Below are 22905 nucleotides of genomic sequence, written 5' to 3'. Positions count from 1 at the left end.
GCTCAGAGCTCCGCGTGCCGCACGCCGATCGAATAGCGCCGGTTCAGCCAGATCAGCGCGAGATTCGATACCGTGGTGATCGCCAGATAGATCAGCGCGGCGACCAGGATGAAGAAGAACATGTTGAAGGTGCTCTTGCCCGCGTCCTGCGCGGCCTTGACCACATCGGCGAGACCGATGATCGACACCAGCGCGGTGGCCTTCACGAGCACCTGCCAGTTGTTGCCGATGCCGGGCAGCGCGAAGCGCATCATCTGCGGAAACAGGATGCGCGTGAACACGCGCGCGCCGCTCATGCCGTAGGCGCTGCCCGCTTCGAGCTGGCCGCGCGGCACCGCGAGGAACGCGCCGCGGAAGGTTTCGGTGAAATACGCGCCGTAGATGAAGCCGAGCGTCAGCACGCCGGCCACGAACGGATCGATGTCGAACTGCTCCCAGCCGAACGCGTCAGTGAAGTCGTTGACCGCGATCTGGATGCTGTAGAACAGCAGCAGCATCAGCACGAGATCGGGCACCGAGCGGATCAGCGTGGTGTAGCCGGTCGCGATGGCCCGCAACGGGCGATTGAGCGAGAGCTTCGCCGCCGCGCCCGCGAGGCCGAGCAGCACGGCGGCCGCCAGCGACAGAACGGACAGCTCGATCGTCTGGATCGTGCCGGCGAGCAGCACCGGACCATAGCCGTACAGGAACACGCGTGTCTCCATCCAGGTTCGTTGAAATCGCGCGGACGGCGGCGGCCTGACGGCCCTGCCCGCTGATCCGGCATGGCGCGGAGTCTCGCAAGCTGAAATCAATTTCTCAAATAGAGGGGCCACGTCTTGTTGCGACGCAACATCGCGCGGTTCGACGCGGCGCCGCGCCCGGAGTGCTTGGTTTCACAAGGAATATGTTTTTGTAATGCGCGGCGTGGCCGGCCACGCGTGCCGCGATTTAGCAAGTTTCGGGTCGCTTTTTCGATACATCCGCGTGAGCCCGGATGCAACAGGAGTTCAGCGCGGCAAAGCGAGAAATGACTCGTATATGAGTCGCAGAGGGCCTTTATGACTTATATATGAGTCATTGATTGTTTTTTGATCAACCAGGCGCCATAATGATTCACAAATGAGTCAGGAAGGCCCTTCATGACTCATATATGAACCATTCGAGCTTTCATGTCCACTCCCACCACCCGTGCCGCCTCGCGCTACAGTCTGGACGCCGCGCGCCTGCTCGGCCAGTTGATCCGCCGCGCGCGGCTCGAACGCAGGATCACCGCGGCACAGCTCGCCGAGCGCGCGGGGCTGTCGCGCAGCCTCGTGCAGCGGATCGAAAAAGGCGATCCGCGCTGCTCGATCGGAGCGGTTTTCGAAGCCGCCGCGGTCGTCGGCGTGCGGCTCTTCGATGCCGACACGTCGGCCCTCAGCGCCGCGCTGCGCGCCAACGCCGAGGTGCTGACGCTGCTGCCGCGCGCCGTGCGCGCGCCTCGCCCGGAAACCCGCGATGATTTCTGATGCCACCCACGACGAAGCCTTCGTGTGGACCTGGCTGCCCGGCGCGACCGAGCCGGTAGTGGCCGGACGCGTCGTCATGGCCGGCGGGCAGATGCTGTTCAACTACGGCCAGAGCTATCTTGCGCGCGACAACGCGATCCCGCTCTACGATCCGGAACTGCCGCTGCGCCGCGGCACCCTGCCGCTTCTCAACGGCCTGACGATGCCCGGCTGCATCCGCGACGCGGCGCCGGATGCGTGGGGGCGGCGCGTGATCATCAATCGCAAGCTCGGCACGCGCGGCGCGCAGATCGACACCGGCGAGCTCGACGAAATGACCTATCTGCTCGAATCCGGCTCGGATCGCATCGGCGCGCTCGACTTCCAGTTGTCGCCCACCGAATACGTGCCGCGCGTGCCGCACGAAACGGCGCCCGCGTCGCTCGGCGATCTGCAAAGCGCGGTGGCGAGCATCGAGCGCGGCGTGAAGCTCAGCCCCGACCTCGAGCGCGCGCTCTTTCACGGCAGCTCGATCGGCGGCGCGCGCCCGAAGGCGATGATCACGACGCACGAGCGCAAATACATCGCGAAGTTTTCGTCTCAAAGCGATGTCTACGGCGTCGTGAAGGCCGAATACATCGCCATGCGCCTTGCCGCCGAGGTCGGCATCCATGCCGCGCCGGTGCGGCTCGAACACGTCGGCGGCAAGGACGTGCTGCTGATCGAGCGGTTCGACCGCGTGCGCGCGCAGCATGGCTGGCAGCGCCGCGCGATGGTGTCGGCGCTGACGCTGTTCGAACTCGACGAAATGATGGCGCGCTACGCGAGCTACGAGGAATTCGCGACGCTGATCCGCCATCGCTTCACGCATCCGGGCGCGACGGCGAAGGAGCTGTTCGCGCGGCTGCTGTTCAACGTGCTGTGCGGCAACACCGACGATCACGCGCGCAATCACGCCGCCTACTGGAACGGCCGCGAGCTGACGCTCACGCCCGCGTACGACATCTGTCCGCAGGCGCGCGCGGGCAACGAAGCGACCCAGGCGATGCTGATCGTCGGCAACGAGCGCTTCAGCCGCGTCGACATATGTCTGAAGGCGGCGCCGCTCTTTCTGCTGTCGCGTGACGAAGCCATCGCGCTCGCGTGGCACCAGATCGAGGTGATTCTCGAGCGCTGGGACGCGGTGTGCGCCGACGCGCAGTTGAGCGAGGTCGATCGCGAGCTGATGTGGCGGCGCCAGTTCCTCAATCCGTTCGCGTTCGAAGGCGCGCCACCCGAGCTCGCGGCACTGCTGCAATAGAGACACGCATCGGCCGGTCGGCCGGCGCCGCTCGGGTATCCGCCGCTACCTCAATCGAGCGCGAGCCGCGCGCGGATCGCCGGCAGCATGTATTCGACCGCCGCGCGCCCTTCTTCGATGGCAGGCGCCGCGCGGTGAAAATCGAAGATGCCCATGCCGCCCAGACGCGGCTGGATCAGGATGTCCGCGGGCTCCCCGGCGAGCCGGCTGCGCGTGATCCGCACCTGCATGATGTCGATGCTTTGCGCGATCGAGCTGAGCATCGACGGCACGTGCGTACTCGGCTTCGGCGGCACGCGCACGTCGTCGGTCGCGCTCGCTTCGGCCGGCGCGAGCCAGCGCGGCCAGGGCTTGCCGTTGCGGCGCAACGCGACGGGCCGCGGCGCGCTGGGATCGAGCGCGGGTGTTTCGACGACCGGGCCACCGAAGTCGCGGCCGTTCAGAATGTCGTTGTTCAGATCGATCGCGATCACGCAGTCCGCGCGCATGCCGCGCGCGACCGACACCGGCACCGGATTGCTGAGCCCGCCGTCGACGAGCCACACGCCGTTGTGCCACACCGGCGTGAAAATGCCCGGAATCGCGATCGACGCGCGCACCGAGTCGATCGTGCTGCCGTCCTGCAACCAGATTTCGCGGCCGGTATCGAGCTCGGTCGCAACCGCCGCGAACGGCATGTGCAGTTGCGCGATCGAGCGGCCGGCGAATTTGTCGGCGAACAACTGGATCACCTTGCGCCCGCCGAGCAGGCCGCCCGAGATGCGCAGATCGAGCAGCCGCACCACCGTCTGCCACGTGAGCCGCGACACCCACTCCTCGAGCCAGTCGAGATCGCCGTTCGCGTAGACCGCGCCGACCAGCGCGCCGATCGACGTGCCGCACACCACGTCGGGCTTGATGCCCGCGTCGTGCAGCGCGCGAATCGCGCCGATATGCGCCCAGCCGCGCGCGGCACCGCCCCCCAACACCAGCCCGATCCGGCTATGTCGACGTCGACGTATCATGGCTAACCCCCGCTTTTTTTCGTCCACTGCTTTCGTTTGCTTCTTTCGTTCGCTTCCGCGTCTGACTTCGCGGTGCGCTTTTCGATCCGCTTTTCAATCCGCCTAGCGCCCCCGTATCACGTCCGAGCGCGACGTGGTGTACACCTTCTGATGTGCGTCGAAGTGAACGTTGAAGATGCCTTCCTCGGTCACGCCGCCCTCGCGCCACTTCCAGCTCCACACGGTCTCCGGCTTCAGCGGAAACACCGCGATCTGTCCGGGCTTGCCGAGCAGGCGGCGCACTTCGTCCTCGCTCATGCCCGCACGGATCTTCGCGAAGTTCGCGGCGGTCAGCACCTGCGTGATCGCCTGCAGCTTGCCGTCGCGATCGATGTCGACCATATAGGTGTTGAGGCCTTGCGGGCCACGCGGATATTCGAAGCGCTTCGAGCCGTCGGTGAAGGTGCGCTCGGTTTCGGGCTTGCCCATCTGCGCGCGAATCTGCGCTTCGGTCGTGACGCCCGGCGTCATGCCCTTGAGCAGCATCGCGTCCGGCTTGACGGCGTTGAAGAAGTCCTTGAGTTTTTGCACGGCTTGATCGCTCTGCTGCTGGTCGCAGCCGGTCAGCGCGAAGCACGCTGCCAGCAGTACGACACCAAGCGGTTTGAGGCTCACGGCGGTTTCCTGTCCGGATGCGCGCGGTACGTGCTGTACACGCGGGAATGCGGTACTTGCGCGCGTGACCGGTCTGTAGTGTGTACTACAAGCATAACCGCGCATGCGGAAAACCGCGAGACACAGCCGGACTACGGGTGCGGCCGCGCACGCAAGGTGTTGCGCGCAGTCCGCACGGGACGGGGAAAAAACGGATGAATGCGACGCGGATCAATGCGACGGATCGGCGACGGACGAAGCGGCGCGCCACCGCGCCATGGGACACAGAAAGCCGGAAACAAGGCAGCCGGAAGCAAAAAGGCGACGCAGTGCAATGCGTCGCCAGCTCGGTCGATACGGTCAACCGGAAGTGACGGCGGCTCGTGGGCCGCCTCGCGCGAAGCACCGCGGACGACGCGCAGCGGTCTGTTCCCGGCGAAGCGATGAGCAACCTTGGCTGCTCACCTTGCGCCATCGCCGGAATGACAGACCGCTGCCTTGTGTGGCCGCCCTGGTCCCTCGATAAGCCTTCCAGATGCCGCTAATCTAAACGCATTGGACGCTTTGGACGAGAGCGCGTTTACACCGAATCGGCAGATGATTCGCGCGGGCCGCCGGCTCATTCAGATCACACGAAACCCATGCGTGCCGTCGCGCGCGAGCTGCGCGACGAGCCCATGCTCCCACTCCAGATACGCGCTCATTGCTTCGCGCCCGTTGTCGGTGCCTTCATAGGGACGCTGGTAATGGTCGATCCGCGGCGACGCCATGCGCGTGCCGCCCGCCTCCACCGGCAGGCCGGCGCCGATCCACGCGAGGGTGCCGCCGCGCAACACCTGCACCGGCCGGCCGCTCGACGCCGCCAGTTCCGGCGCGACGAAGCGCGCCAGCACGCTGCTGCCGCACGTCACCACATAGCGCTTCGCATCGGGCAGCGTGCGCAACGCGTCGTCGAGCTGGCTGCGGATCACGAACCACGCGCCCGGAATGTGCCGCTTCACGTAGTTCGCACTGTGCGTGAAATCGAGCACCACGGTGCCCGGCGACTGCAGCAGCGCGGCAAGCCCGAACGGCTCGATTTCGTCGACCTCGGGCGGCGCGATCGCATGGCGCGCGAGCGGCGCCGTCCCTTTCTCGGCGAAATCCGCGGCCGTCAGACCATCGACCACGTACACCTCGACGTTCATCTGCGCGAGCCACGACGCGCTCATGTTCGCGCGCACGCCGTCGCTGTCGGCGAGAATCACGCGCGCGCCGCGCACCGGCGCGAACATATCGGTTTCCTGCACGAGCTGGCCGCCCGGCGCGCTGCGAAAACCGGGCACATGACCCGCCTCGTATTCCTCCGGGGTGCGCACGTCGAAGCGATACACGGTGCGCACCTCTTCGTCGGCCCAGCGGCGCGCCTCGTCGCGCGACGTACGGCCCACGCGCGCGCGATCCGCGACCGCGCGCGCGCCAGCGGCGGCGGCCAGCCGCAAGGCGTCGTCGACCGCGCCTTCGAAGCGCCGCGTGCTGCCGTGCGCAAGCGGCTGGCCGGCGAGGGTCCAGCCCATCGTGCCGTTGCGCAGCGCCGCAACCGGATTGGGCACACCCGCATTGATCAGCGACTGCGCGCCGATGATGCTGCGCGTGCGTCCCGCGCAATTGACGATGATGCGCGTGGCCGGGTCCGGCGCGAGCTGCCGCGCGCGCAGCACCAGTTCCGCGCCCGGCACGCTGATGCTGCCGGGAATGTTCATCGTCTGGAATTCTTCGAAGCGGCGCGCGTCGAGCACGACGACGTCGGCCTCGCGATCGAGCAGTGCCTGCACCTCGTACGCGGACAGCGACGGCGTATGGCGCACGCTATCCACGAGTTCGCCGAACGCCTTGCTCGGCACGTTGACGTCCTTGAACAGCTCGCCGCCCGCTTCACGCCAACCTTGCAGACCGCCTTCAAGCAACGCGACATCGCTATAGCCGAGTTCTGTCAGACGCCTGGCCGCGCGCCCGGCGAGACCTTCACCGTTGTCGAACACGACGATCGGCACCGCCGGGCGCGGCAGCAGCCACGGCGCGTCGAGTTCGAGCCGCGAGAACGGCAGATTGGCGGCGAACAACGGATGACTGCGCGCGTGCGGCGCTTCCTCACGCACGTCGACGAGCGCGATCTCCGCGCGGTCGAGCAATGCGTGGCACACATATTCGAATGATCGGGTACGAAACTCTTTGACGACATTCATGGGATCGGAGACTCCTTCACAACATTTCCAGATATTCGGCAACACGTCGCGTCACCGCACCGATGCTTCCACCGTACACTCGAATGCCGCTCGGCGCACGGTCGCTCATTGCATTGTTCCCGCTGTTTTGTTCCGCTTGCATGCCTCTCATTGCACTTCTTATACGCCGATACGGTGAATGGAAAGTGCCGACGCACGAACACGCTACGCATGCGCAATTTCCGCGCCACGCGCCGCGGCGCACGCGAAGGCCGCGCAGCCCCGACAGACCCTTTCGCCGACGTGGACATCGCCGCGCCGTCAGCAGAAAAATGCGCGCTTTGCCACAATGCCCCATCGCGCGAAAGCGCCGCCCACAGCCATGCACACAATGATCCCCTTTTCGGTCCTCGATCTCTCGCCGGTCACCGCGGGCGCCACGCCGGCGGACGCATTCAGGAACACGCTCGAACTCGCGCGGCACGCGGAAAAGTTGAACTACAAGCGCTACTGGCTCGCCGAGCATCACAACATGCCCGGCATCGCGAGCGCGGCGACCTCGGTCGTGATCGGCTACGTGGCGGGCGGCACGAAGACGATTCGCGTCGGCTCCGGCGGCATCATGCTGCCGAACCATGCGCCGCTCGTGATTGCCGAACAGTTCGGCACGCTCGCGTCGCTCTACCCCGGCCGGATCGATCTCGGCCTCGGCCGCGCGCCCGGCACCGATCAGACCACCGCCCGCGCGCTGCGCCGCGATCTGCAGGCGAGCGCCGAAACCTTTCCCGATGACGTCGTCGAGCTGCAACGCTACTTCGCCGATCCGGTCGCGGGTCAGCGCATTCGCGCGGTGCCGGGCGCGGGCCTGCGCGTCCCGCTGTGGCTGCTCGGCTCGTCGCTGTACAGCGCGCAGTTGGCCGCGGCGCTCGGGCTGCCGTTCGCGTTCGCGTCGCACTTCGCGCCCGACTACCTGATGACCGCGTTGCAGGTGTATCGCGCGCAGTTCCGGCCGTCGGCGACACTCGACAGGCCGTATGCGATGGTCGGCGTCAATCTGTTCGCGGCCGACACCCACGATGAAGCCGTGGGTCTTTTCACGTCGCTGCAGCAGCAGTTCATCAATCTGCGGCGCGGCACGCCAGGGCAGTTGCAGCCGCCGGTCGAACGGCTCGATGCGTCGGAGATGGAGCTGAACAACGTCTCGCACGCGCTCGCGTACACGGTGCTCGGCGATCGCGACACGGTGCGCGAAGGGCTGCAATCGATCATCGAGCAGACCGGCGCGAACGAATTGATGCTGACCGCGCAGATCTACGATCACAACGCGCGGCTGCGCTCGTTCGAGATTGGCGCTGAGGTGCGCGAGGAGTTGCTGGCAGGGAATAAGTGATATCAGTAACAAACACGACGGGAAATGCGCCGCCGGGTCGCTCGGCCGTGAGCATTGTGAACAGGAAGCCGGTGTGAGCACCCGCCGCTGATAGCTGATATACGAGCTCATGAACCCTTCCTGCCGGACTCGAAGAAATTCGATCTTCGATTACCGGGAGTCAGAGGTCCACCTGCCATTGTCATCGAGTTCTCATCGTCTTAGTCTTGGCATTTGACGCGATCGCCGCGCAACTGTCGGGAGAGGTGACGATGACGTGGAAACCTGAAAACTATCCATCGATGAGCCCGTACCTTATCTGTTCCGACGGGGAAGCGCTGATCGGGTTTGTCGAACAGGTGTTCGGCGGGGTGCTCATGCGCCGCTTTGATCGACCAGATGGCTCGCTGATGCACGCAGAGGTCAGGATCGATGACAGCATATTGATGATTGGTGGGAGCGCTACAGCGGCTCGCTCAACCGCGCCGCATATCCATCTCTATGTGCCGGATGCCATGGCTGCCTTCGATCGTGCTGTCGCGGCCGGCGCGACTGTCGTCCAGGAGCCGCAGCGAAAGCGGGAGGATGACGATTTGCGTGGTGGAGTTCAAGACTCGTCGGGAACGACCTGGTGGATTGCCTCGCAGTAGCTGTAGCAAATCCCAGGGGGCCGCGCACAAACGACCGTCTCACCTGCTTACGCCCCCTCGCAGTCATTCGCACAAGCATGCTGTAGCAGGACCAAAAACCGTTCGAACGCTCAGCGATTAGCCGGCACCGCCGCCAGCCCATCGAGCAGCGCCTTATGAAATGCATCCGGATCCTGCATCTGCGGCGCGTGCCCGAGCCCCGCGAATTCGACCAGCGTCGCATGCGGAATCGCCTTCGCGGCCGCGCGGCCCAGTTCCGGGTAATGGCCGAGCTTCGCGCGCACGGCGGGCGGCGCCGCGTCCTTGCCGATCGCGGTCGTGTCCTTCTGGCCGATCAGCAGCAGCGTGGGCATCTGCAACTGGCCGAGTTCATAAACGACAGGCTGCGTGTAAATCATGTCGTACAGCAGCGCGGAATTCCACGCGACGATCTGCTTGCCCGGCCCGCGATACATGCCCGCGAGCATCTGCACCCACGGCTCGTAGTCGGCACGCCACTGGCCCGCGTAGTAGGTGTTCTGCTCGTAGCGGCGGATGCCGTCGGCCGTCGTCTTCAATTCGCGCTGATACCACTGGTCCACCGACAGCGACGGTACGCCCTTCGCCTTCCAGTCCTCGAGCCCGATCGGGTTCACGAGCACCAGTTGCCGCGTTTCGTGCGGATACATCAGCGCATAGCGGATCGCGAGCATGCCGCCGGTCGAATGGCCGACCACCGTCACGTCGTTCACGCCGATCGATTCGAGCAGCGCGCGCGTGTTGCGCGCGAGCTGCTGGAAGCTGTACTGGTAGTGCTCGGGCTTGCTCGATTTGCAGAAGCCGATCTGGTCCGGCGCGATCACGCGGTAGCCGACGTCGCTCAACCGGCGAATCGTCGCGTCCCACGTCGCCGAGCAGAAGTTCTTGCCGTGCAGCAACACGACGGCGCGGCCGTTCGGATGCGCCGGTTTGACGTCCATGTAGGCCATGTGCAACTGCACGCCCTGCGACGTGAACTCGAAACGCTCGACCGGCAACGGATAGTTGAAGCCTTGCAGTTCCGGACCGTAGGCCGGGCCCGGATCCTCGACGGCGGAGGCCGCGGCGTTCGGGGCGATCGGGCTGGCCGGCGTGGCGGCATAAGCACCGGACATCATGGACACCGCGACAGCAGTGCAGACACTCGACAGGGCAAGCAGGGCTGGGCGGCGAAGGCTCATCGGGATTTTCTGAAAAACACAACAGTGAACGTACGAGAAACGGATGCCGGTCGCGACGGCCAGCGGCCGGCGCCCATTCCTCCTGCCGGGAGCCAACGATTCTACGACGCGCCGCCGGATTGCGCCGCCGATCGAGCATCGCACGTGGCGCACCGCAATGTGGCATGCGTATTGCTTGCTGGCGGATTGCCTCGTGTTTGCACCCGGCTTGCGCTCGATTCACACGCGCGATCTCGCACCCTATGTGTCTCGCCGCACGGAGCGATGCGCGGCGGGAGCCGATCGTGCGAAGGTGGTCCGGTGCGGGGTCTGTTGAATAAACCCTATTCGCTTGTGTCCAATCGGTGCTAGAACTAGCTGACAGGCCCGCGAAAATAGCGGCGGCGATACGGAAAAGTGTGGCAAAGGCGCGGCAACGCAACGTGGCGGGGCCGTCTGGCGGCACCCGTCGAATCATCAGTGGAGAGCAAACGACCAGATCATCCGGGACATACCAATCAGCAACTGCCTTGCATGGGACCGGAGCAAGCGCCAAGCAATAACTCCGGTCGACCGCGATAAAACTGCATGGGACCGGAGTAAGTGCTGAAGCACTAACTCCGGTCGACAAAGGAGACGAACATGAATACTCCGGCACGGCTGAACGACTTACAACGCACCACCCTCGCGATCGTCCTCGCCGGCGGACGCGGCACCCGCCTCGGGCCGCTCACGAACAAGCGCGTGAAACCAGCGGTGCACTTCGGCGGCAAATACCGGATCATCGACTTCGCGCTTTCCAACTGCCTGAATTCGGGCATCCGCCGCATCGCGGTCGTCACGCAGTACAAGGCGCATTCGCTGCTGCGTCATCTGCAGCGCGGCTGGAGCTTCCTGCGCGGCGAGATGGGCGAGTTCATCGACCTGTGGCCCGCGCAGCAGCGCGTCGAAGGCGCGCACTGGTACCGCGGCACCGCCGACGCCGTGTTCCAGAACCTCGACATCATCCGCTCGATCCGCCCGAAGTACGTGGTCGTGCTGGCGGGCGACCACATCTACAAGATGGATTACACGCGCATGATCGCCGATCACGCGGACAGCGGCGCCGACTGCACGGTCGGCTGCATCGAGGTGCCGCGCATGGACGCGGTCGCGTTCGGTGTGATGGCGGTCGACGAAAACCGCCGCGTGACCGGCTTCGTCGAAAAGCCGGCCGACCCGCCCGCGATGCCCGGCCGTCCGGACACCGCGCTCGCGAGCATGGGCATCTACGTGTTCGACGCCGACTACCTGTACACGTTGCTCGAAGAAAACATCGCCGCGATCGACACCGATCACGACTTCGGCAAGGACATCCTGCCGCGCGTCGTCACCCAGGGCTCCGCGATCGCGCATCCGTTCAGCATGTCGTGCGTGTCGTCGGACCCGAACGTCGAGCCGTACTGGCGCGACGTCGGCACGATCGACGCGTACTGGGCCGCGAACCTCGACCTCGCGTCGACGATCCCGACGCTCGACCTGTACGACCGTAGCTGGCCGATCTGGACGTACCAGGAGCAGTTGCCGCCCGCGAAGTTCGTGCGCGACATGAAGGGCTTGCAGGGCTCGGCCAACAATCTGATCGTATGCGGCGGCTGTGTGATCTCGGGTTCGCAGATTGCGCGCTCGGTGCTGTCGTCGAACGTGAAAGTGAGTTCGTTCTGTAATATCAATGAGGCAGTCTTGTTGCCGCAGGTCACGGTCGGCGCGAGCTGCCGCCTGCAGAAGGTGGTGATCGACCGCGGCTGCACGATTCCCGAAGGCACGGTGATCGGCGAAGACCCGGCGCGCGACGCCGAGCGCTTCTATCGCACCGACGACGGCGTCGTGCTCGTCACCGAAGAGGCGCTGCGCAAACAGCAGAAGTAGCGCGCCGTGCCCGTGCCTGTGCCCGCGCCGGCGGCAATGAGCAGTGAGCCGGCGCGGCCAGCAACGCGCCGCGCGCCACCGGCACCCGGCAGCCCCAACCAACCCGACAGAGACCCGGCCTATGACGATTCGCGCCCTGCACGTCGCAAGCGAGCTGTATCCCCTCCTCAAAACGGGCGGCCTCGCCGATGTCGCGGGCGCGCTGCCGTCCGCGCTGATCGAGCGCGGCGCCGACGTGCGGGTGCTGCTGCCCGGCTTTCCGGCGGTGCTCGCCGGCTTGCGCGACCTGCAGCCGGTCGCGCAGCTGGGACGCCGTTTCGACACGCCGGGCGTGACGCTCGAGCGCGGCACGCTGCCCGCCAACGGGCTGACCGTCTACGTGATCCGCGCGGCGGCGCTATACGACCGGCCCGGCAACCCGTATCTGAACGACGAGCACGTGCCCTACGGCGACAACGCGCAGCGTTTCGCGCTGCTCGGCTGGGTCGCCGCGCAACTCGCGCAGCAGCTCGACCCGGCGTGGTCGCCGCAGATCATCCACGCGCACGACTGGCATGCGGGGCTCGCGCCCGCCTATCTGAAAGCCGCCGAGCGCGAGCAGGGGCGCGCGCTCGCGCGCAGCGTGTTCACGATTCACAACCTCGCGTATCAGGGCATTTTTCCCGCGCATCAGTTCGGCCTGCTCGGCCTGCCGGACGATTTCTTCAGCATGCACGGCGTCGAGTTCTACGGACAACTGTCGTTCCTGAAGGCGGGGCTCTACTACAGCGACCGCATCACGACCGTCAGCCCGACCTATGCGCGCGAAATCCAGACGCTCGCGCAAGGCGGCGGGCTCGACGCGCTGCTGCGGCATCGCGCGCACGATCTGAGCGGGATCCTCAACGGCGTCGACTACACGGTGTGGAATCCCGCCACCGATGCACTGCTGGCGACGCACTACAGCGCGTCGCGCCTCGCCGGCAAGCTCGCGTGCAAGGAAGCGCTGCAAAAGCGCTTCGGCCTCGCGCAGAAAAGCGACGCGCTGCTGTTCGGCGTCGTGAGCCGCCTGACCGAACAGAAAGGCCTCGATCTGCTGCTCGGCGCGGTGCCCGAGATCGTCAGGCGCGGCGGCCAACTGGTCGTGTTCGGCAGCGGCGATCCGGCGCTCGAGACCGGCCTCAGGATGGTCGCGCAGGCGCACCCGGAATCGGTCGCGGTCGAGCTCGGCTTCGACGAAACGCTCGCGCATACGATCATCGCGGGCAGCGACGTGGTCGCGGTGCCGTCGCGCTTCGAGCCCTGCGGCCTCACGCAGCTCTACGCGCTCGCGTACGGGTCGCTGCCGCTCGTGCATTGCGTCGGCGGTCTCGCGGATACGGTCGCCGACGCGTCGCTCGAAAATCTCGCCGACGATCTCGCGACCGGCTTCGTGTTCGAACGCTTCGAGCCGAAGGGACTGGCGTCGGCGATCCGGCGCGCGTTCGCGCTCTACGCGCGCCGCACCGAATGGAAGGCGGCGCAACGGCGCGCGATGCGCCAGGACTTCGGCTGGGGCGCGTCGGCCGAACGCTATCTCGCGCTGTACCGCGAGCTCGTCTGAAGCAGCGGCAGCGCGCGGGATTGTCAGGTTCCGTAAAGATTGAATGACTTTTGATGGTTCGGCGCAACACCAATGGGGGCGGATCGACTCGCATCCGGCAAACTCCTGTATTGTTTGCTGACTCACTGACGATGCAACGCGTGACGGTGCGGGGCAGGCACTTTTCCTGCGCCATCCGGATCAGGCATGTCCGCCGCGCGGCGCCGGGACCCTCGCCCCGCCCGCGCGGCACCCCCTTCCCGTTTCCCTGACCGCGCCCGACCGGTTGCGCGAGCCTTACCATGACGAAAAACGTTTTGAGCATCCAGTCCCATGTCGTGTTCGGTCACGCCGGCAACAGCGCGGCCGTGTTTCCGATGTGCCGGCTCGGCGTCAACGTCTGGCCGCTCAACACCGTGCAGTTCTCGAATCACACGCAGTACGGGCACTGGAGCGGCAGCGCGATCGACGCATCGCAGATGGAAGAACTCGTCGAGGGGATCGGCGCGATCGGCATGCTGCCGCGCTGCGATGCCGTGCTTTCGGGCTATCTCGGCACACCGGAGCAGGCGCGGGCGGTGATCGAAATCGTCAAGGCCGTGAAGGCGGTCAATCCGCGCGCGTGGTACTTCTGCGACCCGGTGATGGGCGCCGCGGGCGGTTGCAACGTCGAGCCGGGCATCCAGGAATTCCTCGTGCGCGAGATGCCGGAAGTGGCCGACGCGATCGCGCCGAATCACCCCGAATTGCAACGCCTCGTCGGCCGCGAGATCGAGACGCTGGAAGAAGCCGTGACCGCCTGCCGCGAAGTGCTCGCGCGCGGGCCGAAGCTCGTGCTCGTCAAGCATCTGCTCGATCGCAACAGCCCCGCCGACCGTTTCAACATGCTCGTCGTCACCGAGCGCGAGGCGTGGATGGGACAGCGGCCGCTCTATCCGTTCGCGCGGCAGCCGGTCGGCGTCGGCGATCTGACCAGCGCGGTGTTCGTCGCGCGCACGCTGCTCGGTGATTCGATCCGCTCGGCGTTCGAGCACACGCTCGCCGCGGTGAACGCGGTGGTCAAGGCGACCTGGCAGGCCGGCCGTTACGAACTCGAACTAGTCGCGATGCAGAACGAAATCGCGCAGCCGCACGAGTGGTTCGATGCGTGGGTTGCGGATACGGCTTAGGCGCGTTGCGTGCCGTCTCGTTGATTCGCCACCGCATGCCGGGCCTGCCACGGCCTCGCCGGCGCCGCCCTATAATGCGTGCCGCGTGGACAGCAGGCGCAAGCCCCTTCTCCACCGCATTTTTCAGGCATCCGGCATTCAGCAGACGAGGCATCGATGGACGGTCATATCCGCAGCGAGCGGGAAGAATATTTTGAACAGTTGTGCATCAGCGTCGACGCGGACGAAGCGCACGAGCAGGAAGCCATCGAGCTCTTCGAGAACCAGTTCGACCAGCCCGACTTCGATCCCGCGCAGTGGCTCGACATCGCGCTCTACTACTCGCCGGCCGTCGCGAGCGGCATCGTCGACATGGTGACGCCCGACGACAAGGCGCGCAGCAACATCGCCGCAATCATCGCGGACAATCTCGACATCTCGTACGGCGAGGACGAGTGCCAGCAGTTTGCGGAAACGATCGGATTCGCGCTGAACAACGGCGTGCCGGTCGATCTCGACATCGTGCTCGACGGCTGCCAGCGCGCGATCGACGACCTCGACACGTGGGCCGACGAAGACACGAAGGCACCGCTGCTGCGTCTGCGTGAAGAACTGCTGCGCCAGCAAGGCGAGCGGTAAGCACGCACGCGACATCCCCGGCCGGCGCGCTCGCGCCGGCTTCTTAAGCATATGCCGCAATCCGCACCCTATGCGGAGTCTTTCGCGGCAAGCCAGCCTGTACCCCATACGCACGCTCTCTGTGCACGCGATGCACGTATCGCGGCCTGTGCCGAAATGCGCACCCAAAACGCCACGAACTGCCAAGACGACCGCAAATTGGCTTCCTATATTCGCGTCAGATTGATCGCCCGAACACGCTGCGAAGCACAACGCCACTGAGCGTATTCCAGCATTGTGAGCGGCGACCGATCGTTCGTAGTCTTTCGATACGCAAGGCGTTGCTTCGGCTCGCCGTGCCGTATCGCGTTGCTGTCTTGCCGCTTTCATCACACCGTCGATGCCAGGAGAGACCATGAGTATTTACAACACGCTCAAACCCATCGCCATGCTCGCTGGCGCCATGTTCGCCATCGCTCCGCTCGCCAGTTTCGCCGACGACCTGCCGGTCAAGATCGGCTTTGCCGCGCCGTTGACGGGCGCCAACGCCGGCTACGGCAAGGACCTGGAAAACGGCGTGCGGCTCGCGATCGACGAAGCCAATGCGCAGAAGATCAAGATCGGCGACAAGGTCGCGCACTTCGAAATCGTCTCCCAGGACGACCAGGCCGACCCGCGCATCGGCGTGCAGGCCGCGCAGAAGCTGGTCGACTCGGGTGTCGCGGTGGTGGTCGGCCACTTCAACTCGGGCACGACGATTCCGGCCTCGCAGGTCTACGAACAGGCCGGCATTCCGATGCTCGACCCGGCCGCGACGAATCCGGTCATCACCGGCCGCGGCTTCGCGAACGCCTTCATGGTGATTTCGACCGACGCGCAGAACGCCGGCAACGCGGGCGCATACGCGGTCGACGTGACGAAGGCCAGGCGCATCGCGATCATCGACGACCGCACCGCATTCGGCCAGGGCGAGGCCGACGAGTTCGAGAAGGCGGTGAAGGCGCACGGCGGCACGATCGTCGCGCGCGACTATACCGACAACCACGCGGTCGACTTCAGCACGCAGATCACCAAGTTCAAGGGCGCAAATGCGGATCTCGTGTTCTTCGGCGGACTCGACAGCCAGGCGGCCGGCTTCGCGCGACGCATGAAGCAGCTCGGCCTGAACGCGCAACTGGTCGGCGGCGGCGGCGTGATGGACGAGGACTTCATCAAGCTCGCGGGCGACGCGGCCGACGGCGTGATGGCCTGGGAGTACGGCCGTCCGCTCGCGCAACTGCCGGGCGGCAAGGAGTTTTCCGCGAAGTTCAAGAAGCAGTTCGGCGTCGATATCCTGTCTTACGCGCCGTTCGGCTATGACGGCGCGTGGGTCGCGATCAAGGCAATGGAGAAGGCGAAGTCCTCTTCGCCGGCCGTGTACCGTCCGGTGCTGAAGGCCATCGACTACGACGGCGTGACCGGCAAGATCTCGTTCGACAGCACCGGCGCGCTGAAGAGCGGCGCATCGACGCTGTATCAGGTGAAGAACGGCGCGTGGGTGCCGATCGTCACGAAGAGCGGCTCGTAATCGCCTCAGTCGTATCCATCCGCTCGCGCCACAGCGCGCCCTGCACGGCATCGGACCCATGTGGGGCCGATGCAGGGCTACGGCGCCGCTATTGCGCCTGCGCCCTCACGACCACCTCGGCATCGAGATCGCGCTCGATGCGCACGAGGTCATCGCGAAGCGCCGCGAATTCGTCGGCGGAACACATCTGATGGCCGAACGCGGCGCGCAGGTGCCGCGTCACCTGCAAGGTCCGCGTCGCCGGATCGAATACGTAGCGCGACGAAAACGCGAGCATCGGATCGTCGACCGTGCTGTCGGCCGGCAGATCCGTCACGCGCGCGAAGCGCGGCAACGTCATTTCCAGCGTCTCGTCGAACTCGCCGCCGATGCACGCCCACGGCTGCGTCCTGACCGGCTCGGCGAGCCATGCCTCGACCTGCGAGCTCATCCCGCCCGACAGGCTCGTCAACGCCGGCACCGCCGTCGTGCCGTCGCGCCAGAACAGATGCGGCACGCGGCCCTGCATCGACGTCGCGAATGGTCCGCCCGTTACGGCGACGTCGTCGGTCTGCAACTGCGCGCTGCCATGCAGCCCCGTCTGCAGCAGACGGCTCGCCGCGATCTGCTGCGCGCGCTGCCGCGTCGCGCGCCGGAACGTATTGCGTTCGATCTCGGCGGTATAGCCCGCGTCCTCGACGCGGTACGCGTAATTCGCGGCGCCGTCGTCGTCGATATCGATCTGCAGGCGCGCGCTGCGCTCGCGCGCCTGCGTGGCCGGCGTGCGCGCGAGCACGCCTTCATCGACGAGCAGTACCGGCCGGTCCATCACGCCGGCCGGCAGATAGCCGAATTCGGTGCCGCCCGCGGTCGTATCCGCGAACTGCGACAGCCCGGGAATCCAGATGATCGCGTGATTGATCGCGCTGGTGCCGTAGCCGGGCACCGCCGGCAGACTGTAGTACGGTCCGAGATTAAGCAGCACCGGCTCGCTGCGGATGCCGACCGCGGCGAGCAGCGCGCCGTAAAGCGCGACGTGGTCCTTGCAGTCGCCATAGCGGTTACGCAGGATATCGGCGGCCTTGTGCGGAATCGCCGCCGTCTCGCCGAGAAAGAGCGCGACGTAGCGGATGTTCAGACGCATCCAGTCGTACAGCACGCGGGCTTTCGCGCGCGGATCGGTGAGCCCTGCCGTCAGGCCCTGCGCGAGACGGACGATCGCGGGATCGTCGCGCGTCGCGTCGTTGCCGGCGGGTCCGCGATAACGCGCGGCGAAGCTCGCGAAGTCCGGCACCGTCGACACCATCAGCCGGTCGCCCCAGTTCGCGTAGCCGACCGCGCCCGCTTCGAGCCGCGCATACGGACCGTGCCGGTAGTCGAACTCATAGCGGGTGCGACCGTTCGCGGTGACCGGCGGCAGCGCGTCATAGCCGCGCGCGTCGGCATACAGCGGCACGTCGGCGGGCAGATCGAAGATCAGCCGCTGCAGCTCGACGGGGTCGCGCGACGGCTCGACCAGATACGCGAACGTGCCGGCCTGCAACGGCCTCGCGCGGGTCTTGCGAAACGCGAGATGCACGCGCGAGCCGCGCTCGACGCCGGGAAAGATCACGGTGCGCAACACGCCGTCCTCGAAACTCGGCGCGCCGGCCGAGCGCGGCTCCTGCACGTCGCGAATCGCCTCGGGACCGACCGGGTGCGCGGTGCCGTCCGGGTCGATCGTTTCGGTGGCCAGCAACTGCACCTGCTCGATGTCCTTGTTGAACCATACGTAGCGCTGCGCGATGTCGTCGACGCCGCTCGCCGTGTCGGCGCGCAGCACGGTGTCGTCGTGTTCTTCGACGGAGCCGTCCTTCTGGATCACGAAGAGATGGACGTCGCGCTCGATCGTCGAGGGCGCGGGTTCGTCGCCGGAGGTGGCGATTTCTTCTGCGGCCGCGGACGTGGGGAATGCGACGAAGCATGCGGCCAACGATGCCGCGGATAATGCCGCCCATCCCGCCGCCGATGCCACCGCCAACCGCGCGACAACGCGCGCGCCCCGCGCGAGTGCTGCATTGAAGCCAACGAACGCGCGAGCGCGCGTCATGAACGAAGCGCCCCGCCCCGCACGCGCCAGGTGCGCGGACTCGCGCCAAACTCCACGCGAAACGCGTGGTTGAAATTGGACAGATCGTTGAAGCCGCAATCGAGCGCGATATCGACGATCCTCTCGCCGCCACCGCGCAGCCGCAGCGCGGCGGCCCGCAAGCGCGCGCGCAACAGGTATTGATGCGGCGTCACGCCGGTCACCTGCTGGAACGTGCGCAGAAAGTAGAAGTCGCTCACGCCGGCGGCGACCGCGAGATTCGTCAGCGTGTGCGGCGCGCCCGGCGTGTCGTCTATCAGGCGCACGATCTGCGCGACGCGCGAGCGGGCCGTCGCGCTCGCGGGCGCCGCCTGGCGTTTCAACGTGCCGGCCGCATCGAGCGTCGCGGCGGCCAGCTCGACGGCGAGTTCGTTCCACGCGGTCCGGCGTACGGTCGTTCCGCTCGTTCCGCGTTCACCGTCCTCACCGCGCGTGTCGGCCGCTCCCGCGCAGGCTCGCGCGATCAGCGGCGACAGCTTGCGCAGCGCCGGCACGCTCGCGTGCCGGAAATTCAGTTGACCGCCCGCGAACCCCGCGTCGGCGGCGAGACGCTCGAAATACTCAGGCGCATAGCGAAACGAGATGCAGCGATCGCCGGGACCGTGCCGATGGCCGCACTCGAAGCACTCGCCGGTATTGCCGAGCAGCAGCGCGCCCGGCGTCAGCAGTTCACGGCCTGGCGCCGCGCGATAGTCGAACGAGCCGGCCACCACCATCGCGATGCGCACGCCGTCATGCCACTCCTCGAACGACGGATCGCGCGGGCCGAACGTGCACAGCAGATCGGCGACGTTCCAGCCGCCGCCTTCGGCGAGCACGCGCGACGCGACCCCGCCGCGCGCGCCTTCCCGCTCGCGCCGCGCCAGTGCCTGCTGCAACGTGACGGCAATTTTCCCCAAGATGCACTCCGGCCGGATCCGTATCGTGGTTGTAGCACATCGGCGGCCGGCGCGTTTCGCGCCGGCTCCGGTGCCGCGGCGTCGAAACACGCGCGACACCTGATCGACATTTCACCGGCATTTGCCTGACGGAGCAAGCAACATGGACAGACTCGAAAACGACCTTGCGAACGATTTTCTCGCCACGCTGAGCGCCCCCGCGCGCGCCGCCGACATCAGCGCCGGCGACGATCTGTACGGCTGGCTGATCGGCAGTTGGGACATGGACGTCATGCACTATCGCGCCGACCTGCGCAGCGCGCCGCGGCGCGGCGAGATTCATTTCGGCTGGATACTGGAAGGCCGCGCGGTGCAGGACGTATGGATCATGCGGCCACAACGCGACAGCAGCGACGCGATGTACGGCACGACGCTGCGCGTGTGGGATCCGCTGGCGCGGCTCTGGCGCGTGACCTACGTGAATCCGCGCACCGGCCAGCACGACGAGCTGACCGGCCGGCGCATCGGCGCCGATCTGGTGCAGATCGGCCGGCATGCGGACGGTACGCCCATCCGCTGGAACTTCACCGACATCACGCGCGATTCATTCCGCTGGACCGGCGTCGCGCTCGAAGCGGACGGCGTGACGTGGCGGCTCGAAGCCGAGTTCCACGCGCGGCGCCGCGCCGCGCGGGTGGCTCCGGTGTCGGCCCCGGCGGCGGCAGCTACTTCACTCCCCGCCGGCAAGCTGGCTTAACAATGCCTGCAGCTTCTCGACATGCCTGAGCAGCATGTGGCGATGCTTGTCGATCTGTTCGAGCCGCCCCGCGAGGTCGGCCACGATGCGGTCGTCGAGATCGGCCGCGGCGATCACGTCCTCGACCTTCGCGCGCATCGACGCGAGTTCCACCGGCGCATGCAGCAGATGCCGCTCGAAACGCCGCACCTCCTGCGTCGCGAGTTCGCGCACCTTGCGAAAATGCGCGTGACGCCGGTTAGCTTCGGCGTCGAGCGTTTCTTCCTCGCCGCGCCGCGCCGGTCCCGACTGGCCGAAAATCGGCTCGGGCCGCAGCACCGCCTTCTTGCGCACCGGATGCGCGGTGCCGCGAAAGCGCGCAAGCGGCTGCTCGTTGTCGATCGCCTCGCGCGCATTGGCCGGAACCTCGTGCGCGGTGTGCGGCACGTCCATCCAGCCGACCGGCAAGCCGGTGACCGCCTCGACGCCGCGCACGAATTCCTCGCTGAATTCGCGCTGGCCCGCGAGCATCAGCTTCAGATAGCTCACGGAGAACGTCATCATGCGCGCGAGCCGGTTCGCGGCACCGACCTCGCGGGTCAACAGCACCAGATTTGCTCGCCACACTGTCAGCAGCAATTCGTCGGAATCTTCCATTGCCGGGTCTTCCTTCCTGTTGCCCGATGAACCGATGACAGCCTCGCGGGCGTCACCGTTTTGAAAGGGTAGCCGCTTCGGCGCATCGCATGCAATCCCGCCTCGGCGATTCGCGCGCGGCGGTTCTCTGCCTAAGTCGAATGACATGGGATTGACAGCGCTTCGCGTGTTGCATCGACACACGGATTCGCGCGCCGTTCCTGTTTTCGAACGCGCAATGTGGCATGCTTACACGCCGATGCGGTACGCGCCGTGCTGCATCGGTTGCTCCACAACATTGACTTAAGGGTTTTGTAATGAAGAAAATCGTTCTCGCCATTGCCGCGGCCGTCGCAACCCTGAGCGCGATCGCTCCCGCTCAGGCTTATGAGCATCACCGCGAATGCCACAAGGTGCGCGTTCATCATCACTGGGAAAAGCGCTGCCATTAATGGCGGCGATGCCGTGTCCACGAAGCGCGGCACGCATCGAAAAGCCCCGCTCGCGCGGGGCTTCTTTTTTTATCGCAGGCTGCGTATAAAGCGGCCACGCACGCCTGCGACGTCCCATACATTCCACGTGAAAACGCTGGCGTGCAATCACGGACACATGCTGTTACACGTTCGCGCTACGCGAGGTGTCCGGCTCGACCGGGGCGCGAGGCGATGTGCCGACGAAGGTGCTATATGAGCGACCCGCGTGAGTGACCCGCGTGGTAAGGAGAGGAATCGAACGAAACCGGCAGTGCGGCTTTCAGGCCACTTTCGCGGCAGCCTGAATGCCCGGCTTCGTCGCGTTTATCAGGCCGCCTTGACGCGCTCCAGCGCGGCGTTCACGAGCGCTTCGAGCAGCGGCTCGACCTTCGCCGCGAGGGTCCCGTCGTACGCATAGGGCATGCGCTCTTCCATATACGTGATCTGCGACAGTTCGAGCTGCACCGCATGCACGCCCTGCTCCGGCTGCCCGTATTCGCGCGTGATATAGCCGCCCTTGAAGCGGCCGTTCGCCACCGCCGTATAGCCGCCATGCCGCCCGACGATGGCGGCCAGTTCGTCCGCCATGCCCGGCGCCGCGCTCGCGCCGTTCGACGTGCCGAAGTTGAAATCCGGCAGACGTCCTTCGAAGAAACGCGGCACGTGCGAGCGGATCGAATGCGCTTCCCACAGCAGCACCTTGCCGTGCTTCGCCTTCAACGCCGCGAGTTCGCCGACGAGTGCGTCGTGATACGGCTTCCAGTACGCGTCGCGACGACGCGCGACTTCGGCGTCGTCCGGCAGATGGCCGTCGCGATAGAGCGGCTCCTTGTCGAACGTATCGACCGGCAGCAGGCCCGTGGTGTCCTGCCCCGGGTATAGATTCGCGCCATCCGGCGGACGGTTCAGGTCGATGACGTAGCGCGCGTAGGTCGGCGTCAGAATCGACGCGCCCATGCGCTTCGCGAATGCATACAGGCGATCGAGATGCCAGTCGCAATCATCGGTGCGTTGCGCGACGGGAGTCATCGTCGCGGCGATGTCGGCGGGAATCTGCGTGCCCAGATGCGGGATCGAGATCAGAAGCGGCAGGCTTCCCTGGTGCAGCGAGAAAACCGGTGGAGTGTTCGAAGCAGTCATGTCAGTCCGGAATCGATGGGAGCGGGGAATGGGTTCGACACATCACTGCGCAACCGCGCTTATTTCAGCAGTTCCGCGAGCGCCGCGCGATAGCGCGCATAAGCGCCCTCTTCGTCGCGATGCCTGCGATTGTCGACGACCTTGACGCCGCCCGCATAGACATCGCGGATCGGCGTCTCGCCGTGCTCACAGAATACAACGCCCGAGAGCCACGCCTCGCGCGCATGTTCGGCGATGCCCGAATGATCGGCATCGAGCACGAGCCAGTCCGCGCGATGGCCGGCGCGCAGCGCGCCGACCGCGCGGCCGGTGGCGCGCGCGCCGCC

Annotated in this window: 20 protein-coding genes and 1 pseudogene; 11 read left to right on the top strand and 10 right to left on the bottom strand. The window is 66.2% G+C overall.

Translation table 11 applies throughout. From position 1 onward, the window contains the following. Positions 1-2: 2 nt before the first annotated feature. Entirely contained in the window at positions 3-692 is a 690-nt protein-coding gene (locus QM685_RS34365) for an ABC transporter permease (protein ID WP_415123728.1), read from the bottom strand. Between the two features lie 459 nt (positions 693-1151). Between QM685_RS34365 and QM685_RS34360 the strand changes: the two genes are divergently transcribed. Together QM685_RS34360 and QM685_RS34355 are read left to right on the top strand one after the other, a co-directional pair. Then, positions 1152-1490, top strand: a complete 339-nt coding sequence (locus QM685_RS34360; protein WP_415123708.1) for a helix-turn-helix transcriptional regulator — start codon at positions 1152-1154, stop codon at positions 1488-1490. Next, positions 1480-2769, top strand: coding sequence for a type II toxin-antitoxin system HipA family toxin (locus tag QM685_RS34355; RefSeq protein ID WP_415123707.1), 1290 nt, complete (start codon positions 1480-1482; stop codon positions 2767-2769). The genes QM685_RS34360 and QM685_RS34355 overlap by 11 nt, the downstream gene beginning before the upstream one ends. A gap of 50 nt (positions 2770-2819) precedes the next feature. On the opposite strand, the gene QM685_RS34350 is transcribed toward QM685_RS34355, so the two are convergent. From QM685_RS34350 to QM685_RS34340, 3 genes are all read right to left on the bottom strand, one after another. Further along, entirely contained in the window at positions 2820-3773 is a 954-nt protein-coding gene (locus QM685_RS34350; protein ID WP_415123706.1) for a patatin-like phospholipase family protein, read from the bottom strand. 102 nt (positions 3774-3875) lie between these two features. Next, positions 3876-4427 carry a hypothetical protein gene (locus QM685_RS34345; RefSeq protein WP_415123705.1) on the bottom strand — a complete coding sequence of 184 codons (552 nt, stop codon included), beginning with the start codon at positions 4425-4427 and terminating at the stop codon, positions 3876-3878. 602 nt (positions 4428-5029) lie between these two features. Further along, positions 5030-6631 carry a rhodanese homology domain-containing protein gene (locus tag QM685_RS34340; RefSeq protein ID WP_415123704.1) on the bottom strand — a complete coding sequence of 534 codons (1602 nt, stop codon included), beginning with the start codon at positions 6629-6631 and terminating at the stop codon, positions 5030-5032. A 370-nt stretch (positions 6632-7001) separates the two neighbouring features. On the opposite strand from QM685_RS34340, the gene QM685_RS34335 reads away from it, so the two are divergent. Beyond that, the gene (locus QM685_RS34335) at positions 7002-8000 is read left to right on the top strand and encodes an LLM class flavin-dependent oxidoreductase (protein WP_415123727.1); all 999 of its coding nucleotides are present in this window, start codon (positions 7002-7004) and stop codon (positions 7998-8000) included. Positions 8001-8251: 251 nt separating this feature from the next. Continuing rightward, positions 8252-8629, top strand: a complete 378-nt coding sequence (locus QM685_RS34330; protein ID WP_415123703.1) for a VOC family protein — start codon at positions 8252-8254, stop codon at positions 8627-8629. Between the two features lie 110 nt (positions 8630-8739). Here QM685_RS34330 and QM685_RS34325 read toward each other — a convergent pair whose 3' ends face one another. Next, entirely contained in the window at positions 8740-9828 is a 1089-nt protein-coding gene (locus QM685_RS34325; RefSeq protein ID WP_415123702.1) for an alpha/beta fold hydrolase, read from the bottom strand. A gap of 621 nt (positions 9829-10449) precedes the next feature. On the opposite strand from QM685_RS34325, the gene glgC reads away from it, so the two are divergent. The 5 genes from glgC to QM685_RS34300 all read left to right on the top strand — a co-directional run bounded on the left by glgC (position 10450) and on the right by QM685_RS34300 (position 16609). Beyond that, on the top strand, positions 10450-11715 hold the full coding sequence (gene glgC / locus QM685_RS34320; protein ID WP_415123701.1) for a glucose-1-phosphate adenylyltransferase: 1266 nt from the start codon (positions 10450-10452) through the stop codon (positions 11713-11715). A gap of 121 nt (positions 11716-11836) precedes the next feature. Then, the gene (gene glgA / locus QM685_RS34315; protein ID WP_415123700.1) at positions 11837-13297 is read left to right on the top strand and encodes a glycogen synthase GlgA; all 1461 of its coding nucleotides are present in this window, start codon (positions 11837-11839) and stop codon (positions 13295-13297) included. Between the two features lie 281 nt (positions 13298-13578). Then, positions 13579-14445: a pyridoxal kinase PdxY gene (gene pdxY / locus QM685_RS34310; RefSeq protein WP_415123699.1), complete on the top strand. Its 867-nt coding sequence runs from the start codon at positions 13579-13581 to the stop codon at positions 14443-14445. Between the two features lie 156 nt (positions 14446-14601). Continuing rightward, positions 14602-15063: a hypothetical protein gene (locus QM685_RS34305; RefSeq protein ID WP_415123698.1), complete on the top strand. Its 462-nt coding sequence runs from the start codon at positions 14602-14604 to the stop codon at positions 15061-15063. A 394-nt stretch (positions 15064-15457) separates the two neighbouring features. Then, complete coding sequence (locus tag QM685_RS34300) at positions 15458-16609, top strand: branched-chain amino acid ABC transporter substrate-binding protein (RefSeq protein ID WP_415123697.1); 1152 nt, start codon at positions 15458-15460, stop codon at positions 16607-16609. Between the two features lie 88 nt (positions 16610-16697). Here QM685_RS34300 and QM685_RS34295 read toward each other — a convergent pair whose 3' ends face one another. Together QM685_RS34295 and QM685_RS34290 are read right to left on the bottom strand one after the other, a co-directional pair. Further along, positions 16698-18677: a DUF3857 domain-containing transglutaminase family protein gene (locus tag QM685_RS34295; RefSeq protein WP_415123696.1), complete on the bottom strand. Its 1980-nt coding sequence runs from the start codon at positions 18675-18677 to the stop codon at positions 16698-16700. Next, positions 18674-19615 (bottom strand): helix-turn-helix domain-containing protein, encoded by a 942-nt coding sequence (locus tag QM685_RS34290; RefSeq protein WP_415123695.1) that lies wholly within the window; start codon positions 19613-19615, stop codon positions 18674-18676. The genes QM685_RS34295 and QM685_RS34290 overlap by 4 nt, the downstream gene beginning before the upstream one ends. 142 nt (positions 19616-19757) lie before the next feature. Here QM685_RS34290 and QM685_RS34285 point away from each other — a divergent pair, with 142 nt between their 5' ends. Then, a complete protein-coding gene (locus QM685_RS34285; RefSeq protein ID WP_415123694.1) occupies positions 19758-20351 on the top strand; it encodes a hypothetical protein in 594 nt (197 codons plus the stop codon). Here QM685_RS34285 and QM685_RS34280 read toward each other — a convergent pair. Further along, on the bottom strand, positions 20325-20987 hold the full coding sequence (locus tag QM685_RS34280) for a hypothetical protein (protein WP_415123693.1): 663 nt from the start codon (positions 20985-20987) through the stop codon (positions 20325-20327). The two genes, QM685_RS34285 and QM685_RS34280, sit on opposite strands and share 27 nt — an antisense overlap. 296 nt (positions 20988-21283) lie before the next feature. On the opposite strand from QM685_RS34280, the gene QM685_RS34275 reads away from it, so the two are divergent. Further along, on the top strand, positions 21284-21418 hold the full coding sequence (locus tag QM685_RS34275; protein ID WP_415123692.1) for a hypothetical protein: 135 nt from the start codon (positions 21284-21286) through the stop codon (positions 21416-21418). 348 nt (positions 21419-21766) lie between these two features. Here QM685_RS34275 and hutG read toward each other — a convergent pair whose 3' ends face one another. Together hutG and QM685_RS34265 are read right to left on the bottom strand one after the other, a co-directional pair. Then, positions 21767-22579: an N-formylglutamate deformylase gene (hutG, locus tag QM685_RS34270; protein WP_415123691.1), complete on the bottom strand. Its 813-nt coding sequence runs from the start codon at positions 22577-22579 to the stop codon at positions 21767-21769. Positions 22580-22638: 59 nt separating this feature from the next. Continuing rightward, positions 22639-22905 (bottom strand): annotated as a pseudogene (locus QM685_RS34265) (formimidoylglutamate deiminase); the annotation flags it as partial.

This window comes from Paraburkholderia sp. (genome assembly GCF_047605525.1).
Classification (GTDB): domain Bacteria; phylum Pseudomonadota; class Gammaproteobacteria; order Burkholderiales; family Burkholderiaceae; genus Paraburkholderia.
The sequence above is the reverse complement of the archived record's forward strand: the minus strand, read 5'-3'. Positions and strand labels throughout refer to the sequence as shown.

Coding starts and splice junctions, on each gene's coding strand:
- hutG (WP_415123691.1), bottom strand. CDS start 22,579: ATGACTGCTTCGAACACTCCACCGGTTTTCTCGCTGCACCAGGGAAGC.
- QM685_RS34350 (WP_415123706.1), bottom strand. CDS start 3,773: ATGATACGTCGACGTCGACATAGCCGGATCGGGCTGGTGTTGGGGGGC.
- QM685_RS34295 (WP_415123696.1), bottom strand. CDS start 18,677: ATGACGCGCGCTCGCGCGTTCGTTGGCTTCAATGCAGCACTCGCGCGG.
- QM685_RS34285 (WP_415123694.1), top strand. CDS start 19,758: ATGGACAGACTCGAAAACGACCTTGCGAACGATTTTCTCGCCACGCTG.
- QM685_RS34325 (WP_415123702.1), bottom strand. CDS start 9,828: ATGAGCCTTCGCCGCCCAGCCCTGCTTGCCCTGTCGAGTGTCTGCACT.
- QM685_RS34335 (WP_415123727.1), top strand. CDS start 7,002: ATGATCCCCTTTTCGGTCCTCGATCTCTCGCCGGTCACCGCGGGCGCC.
- QM685_RS34305 (WP_415123698.1), top strand. CDS start 14,602: ATGGACGGTCATATCCGCAGCGAGCGGGAAGAATATTTTGAACAGTTG.
- QM685_RS34275 (WP_415123692.1), top strand. CDS start 21,284: ATGAAGAAAATCGTTCTCGCCATTGCCGCGGCCGTCGCAACCCTGAGC.
- QM685_RS34340 (WP_415123704.1), bottom strand. CDS start 6,631: ATGAATGTCGTCAAAGAGTTTCGTACCCGATCATTCGAATATGTGTGC.
- pdxY (WP_415123699.1), top strand. CDS start 13,579: ATGACGAAAAACGTTTTGAGCATCCAGTCCCATGTCGTGTTCGGTCAC.
- glgA (WP_415123700.1), top strand. CDS start 11,837: ATGACGATTCGCGCCCTGCACGTCGCAAGCGAGCTGTATCCCCTCCTC.
- QM685_RS34355 (WP_415123707.1), top strand. CDS start 1,480: ATGATTTCTGATGCCACCCACGACGAAGCCTTCGTGTGGACCTGGCTG.
- QM685_RS34330 (WP_415123703.1), top strand. CDS start 8,252: ATGACGTGGAAACCTGAAAACTATCCATCGATGAGCCCGTACCTTATC.
- glgC (WP_415123701.1), top strand. CDS start 10,450: ATGAATACTCCGGCACGGCTGAACGACTTACAACGCACCACCCTCGCG.
- QM685_RS34280 (WP_415123693.1), bottom strand. CDS start 20,987: ATGGAAGATTCCGACGAATTGCTGCTGACAGTGTGGCGAGCAAATCTG.
- QM685_RS34360 (WP_415123708.1), top strand. CDS start 1,152: ATGTCCACTCCCACCACCCGTGCCGCCTCGCGCTACAGTCTGGACGCC.
- QM685_RS34300 (WP_415123697.1), top strand. CDS start 15,458: ATGAGTATTTACAACACGCTCAAACCCATCGCCATGCTCGCTGGCGCC.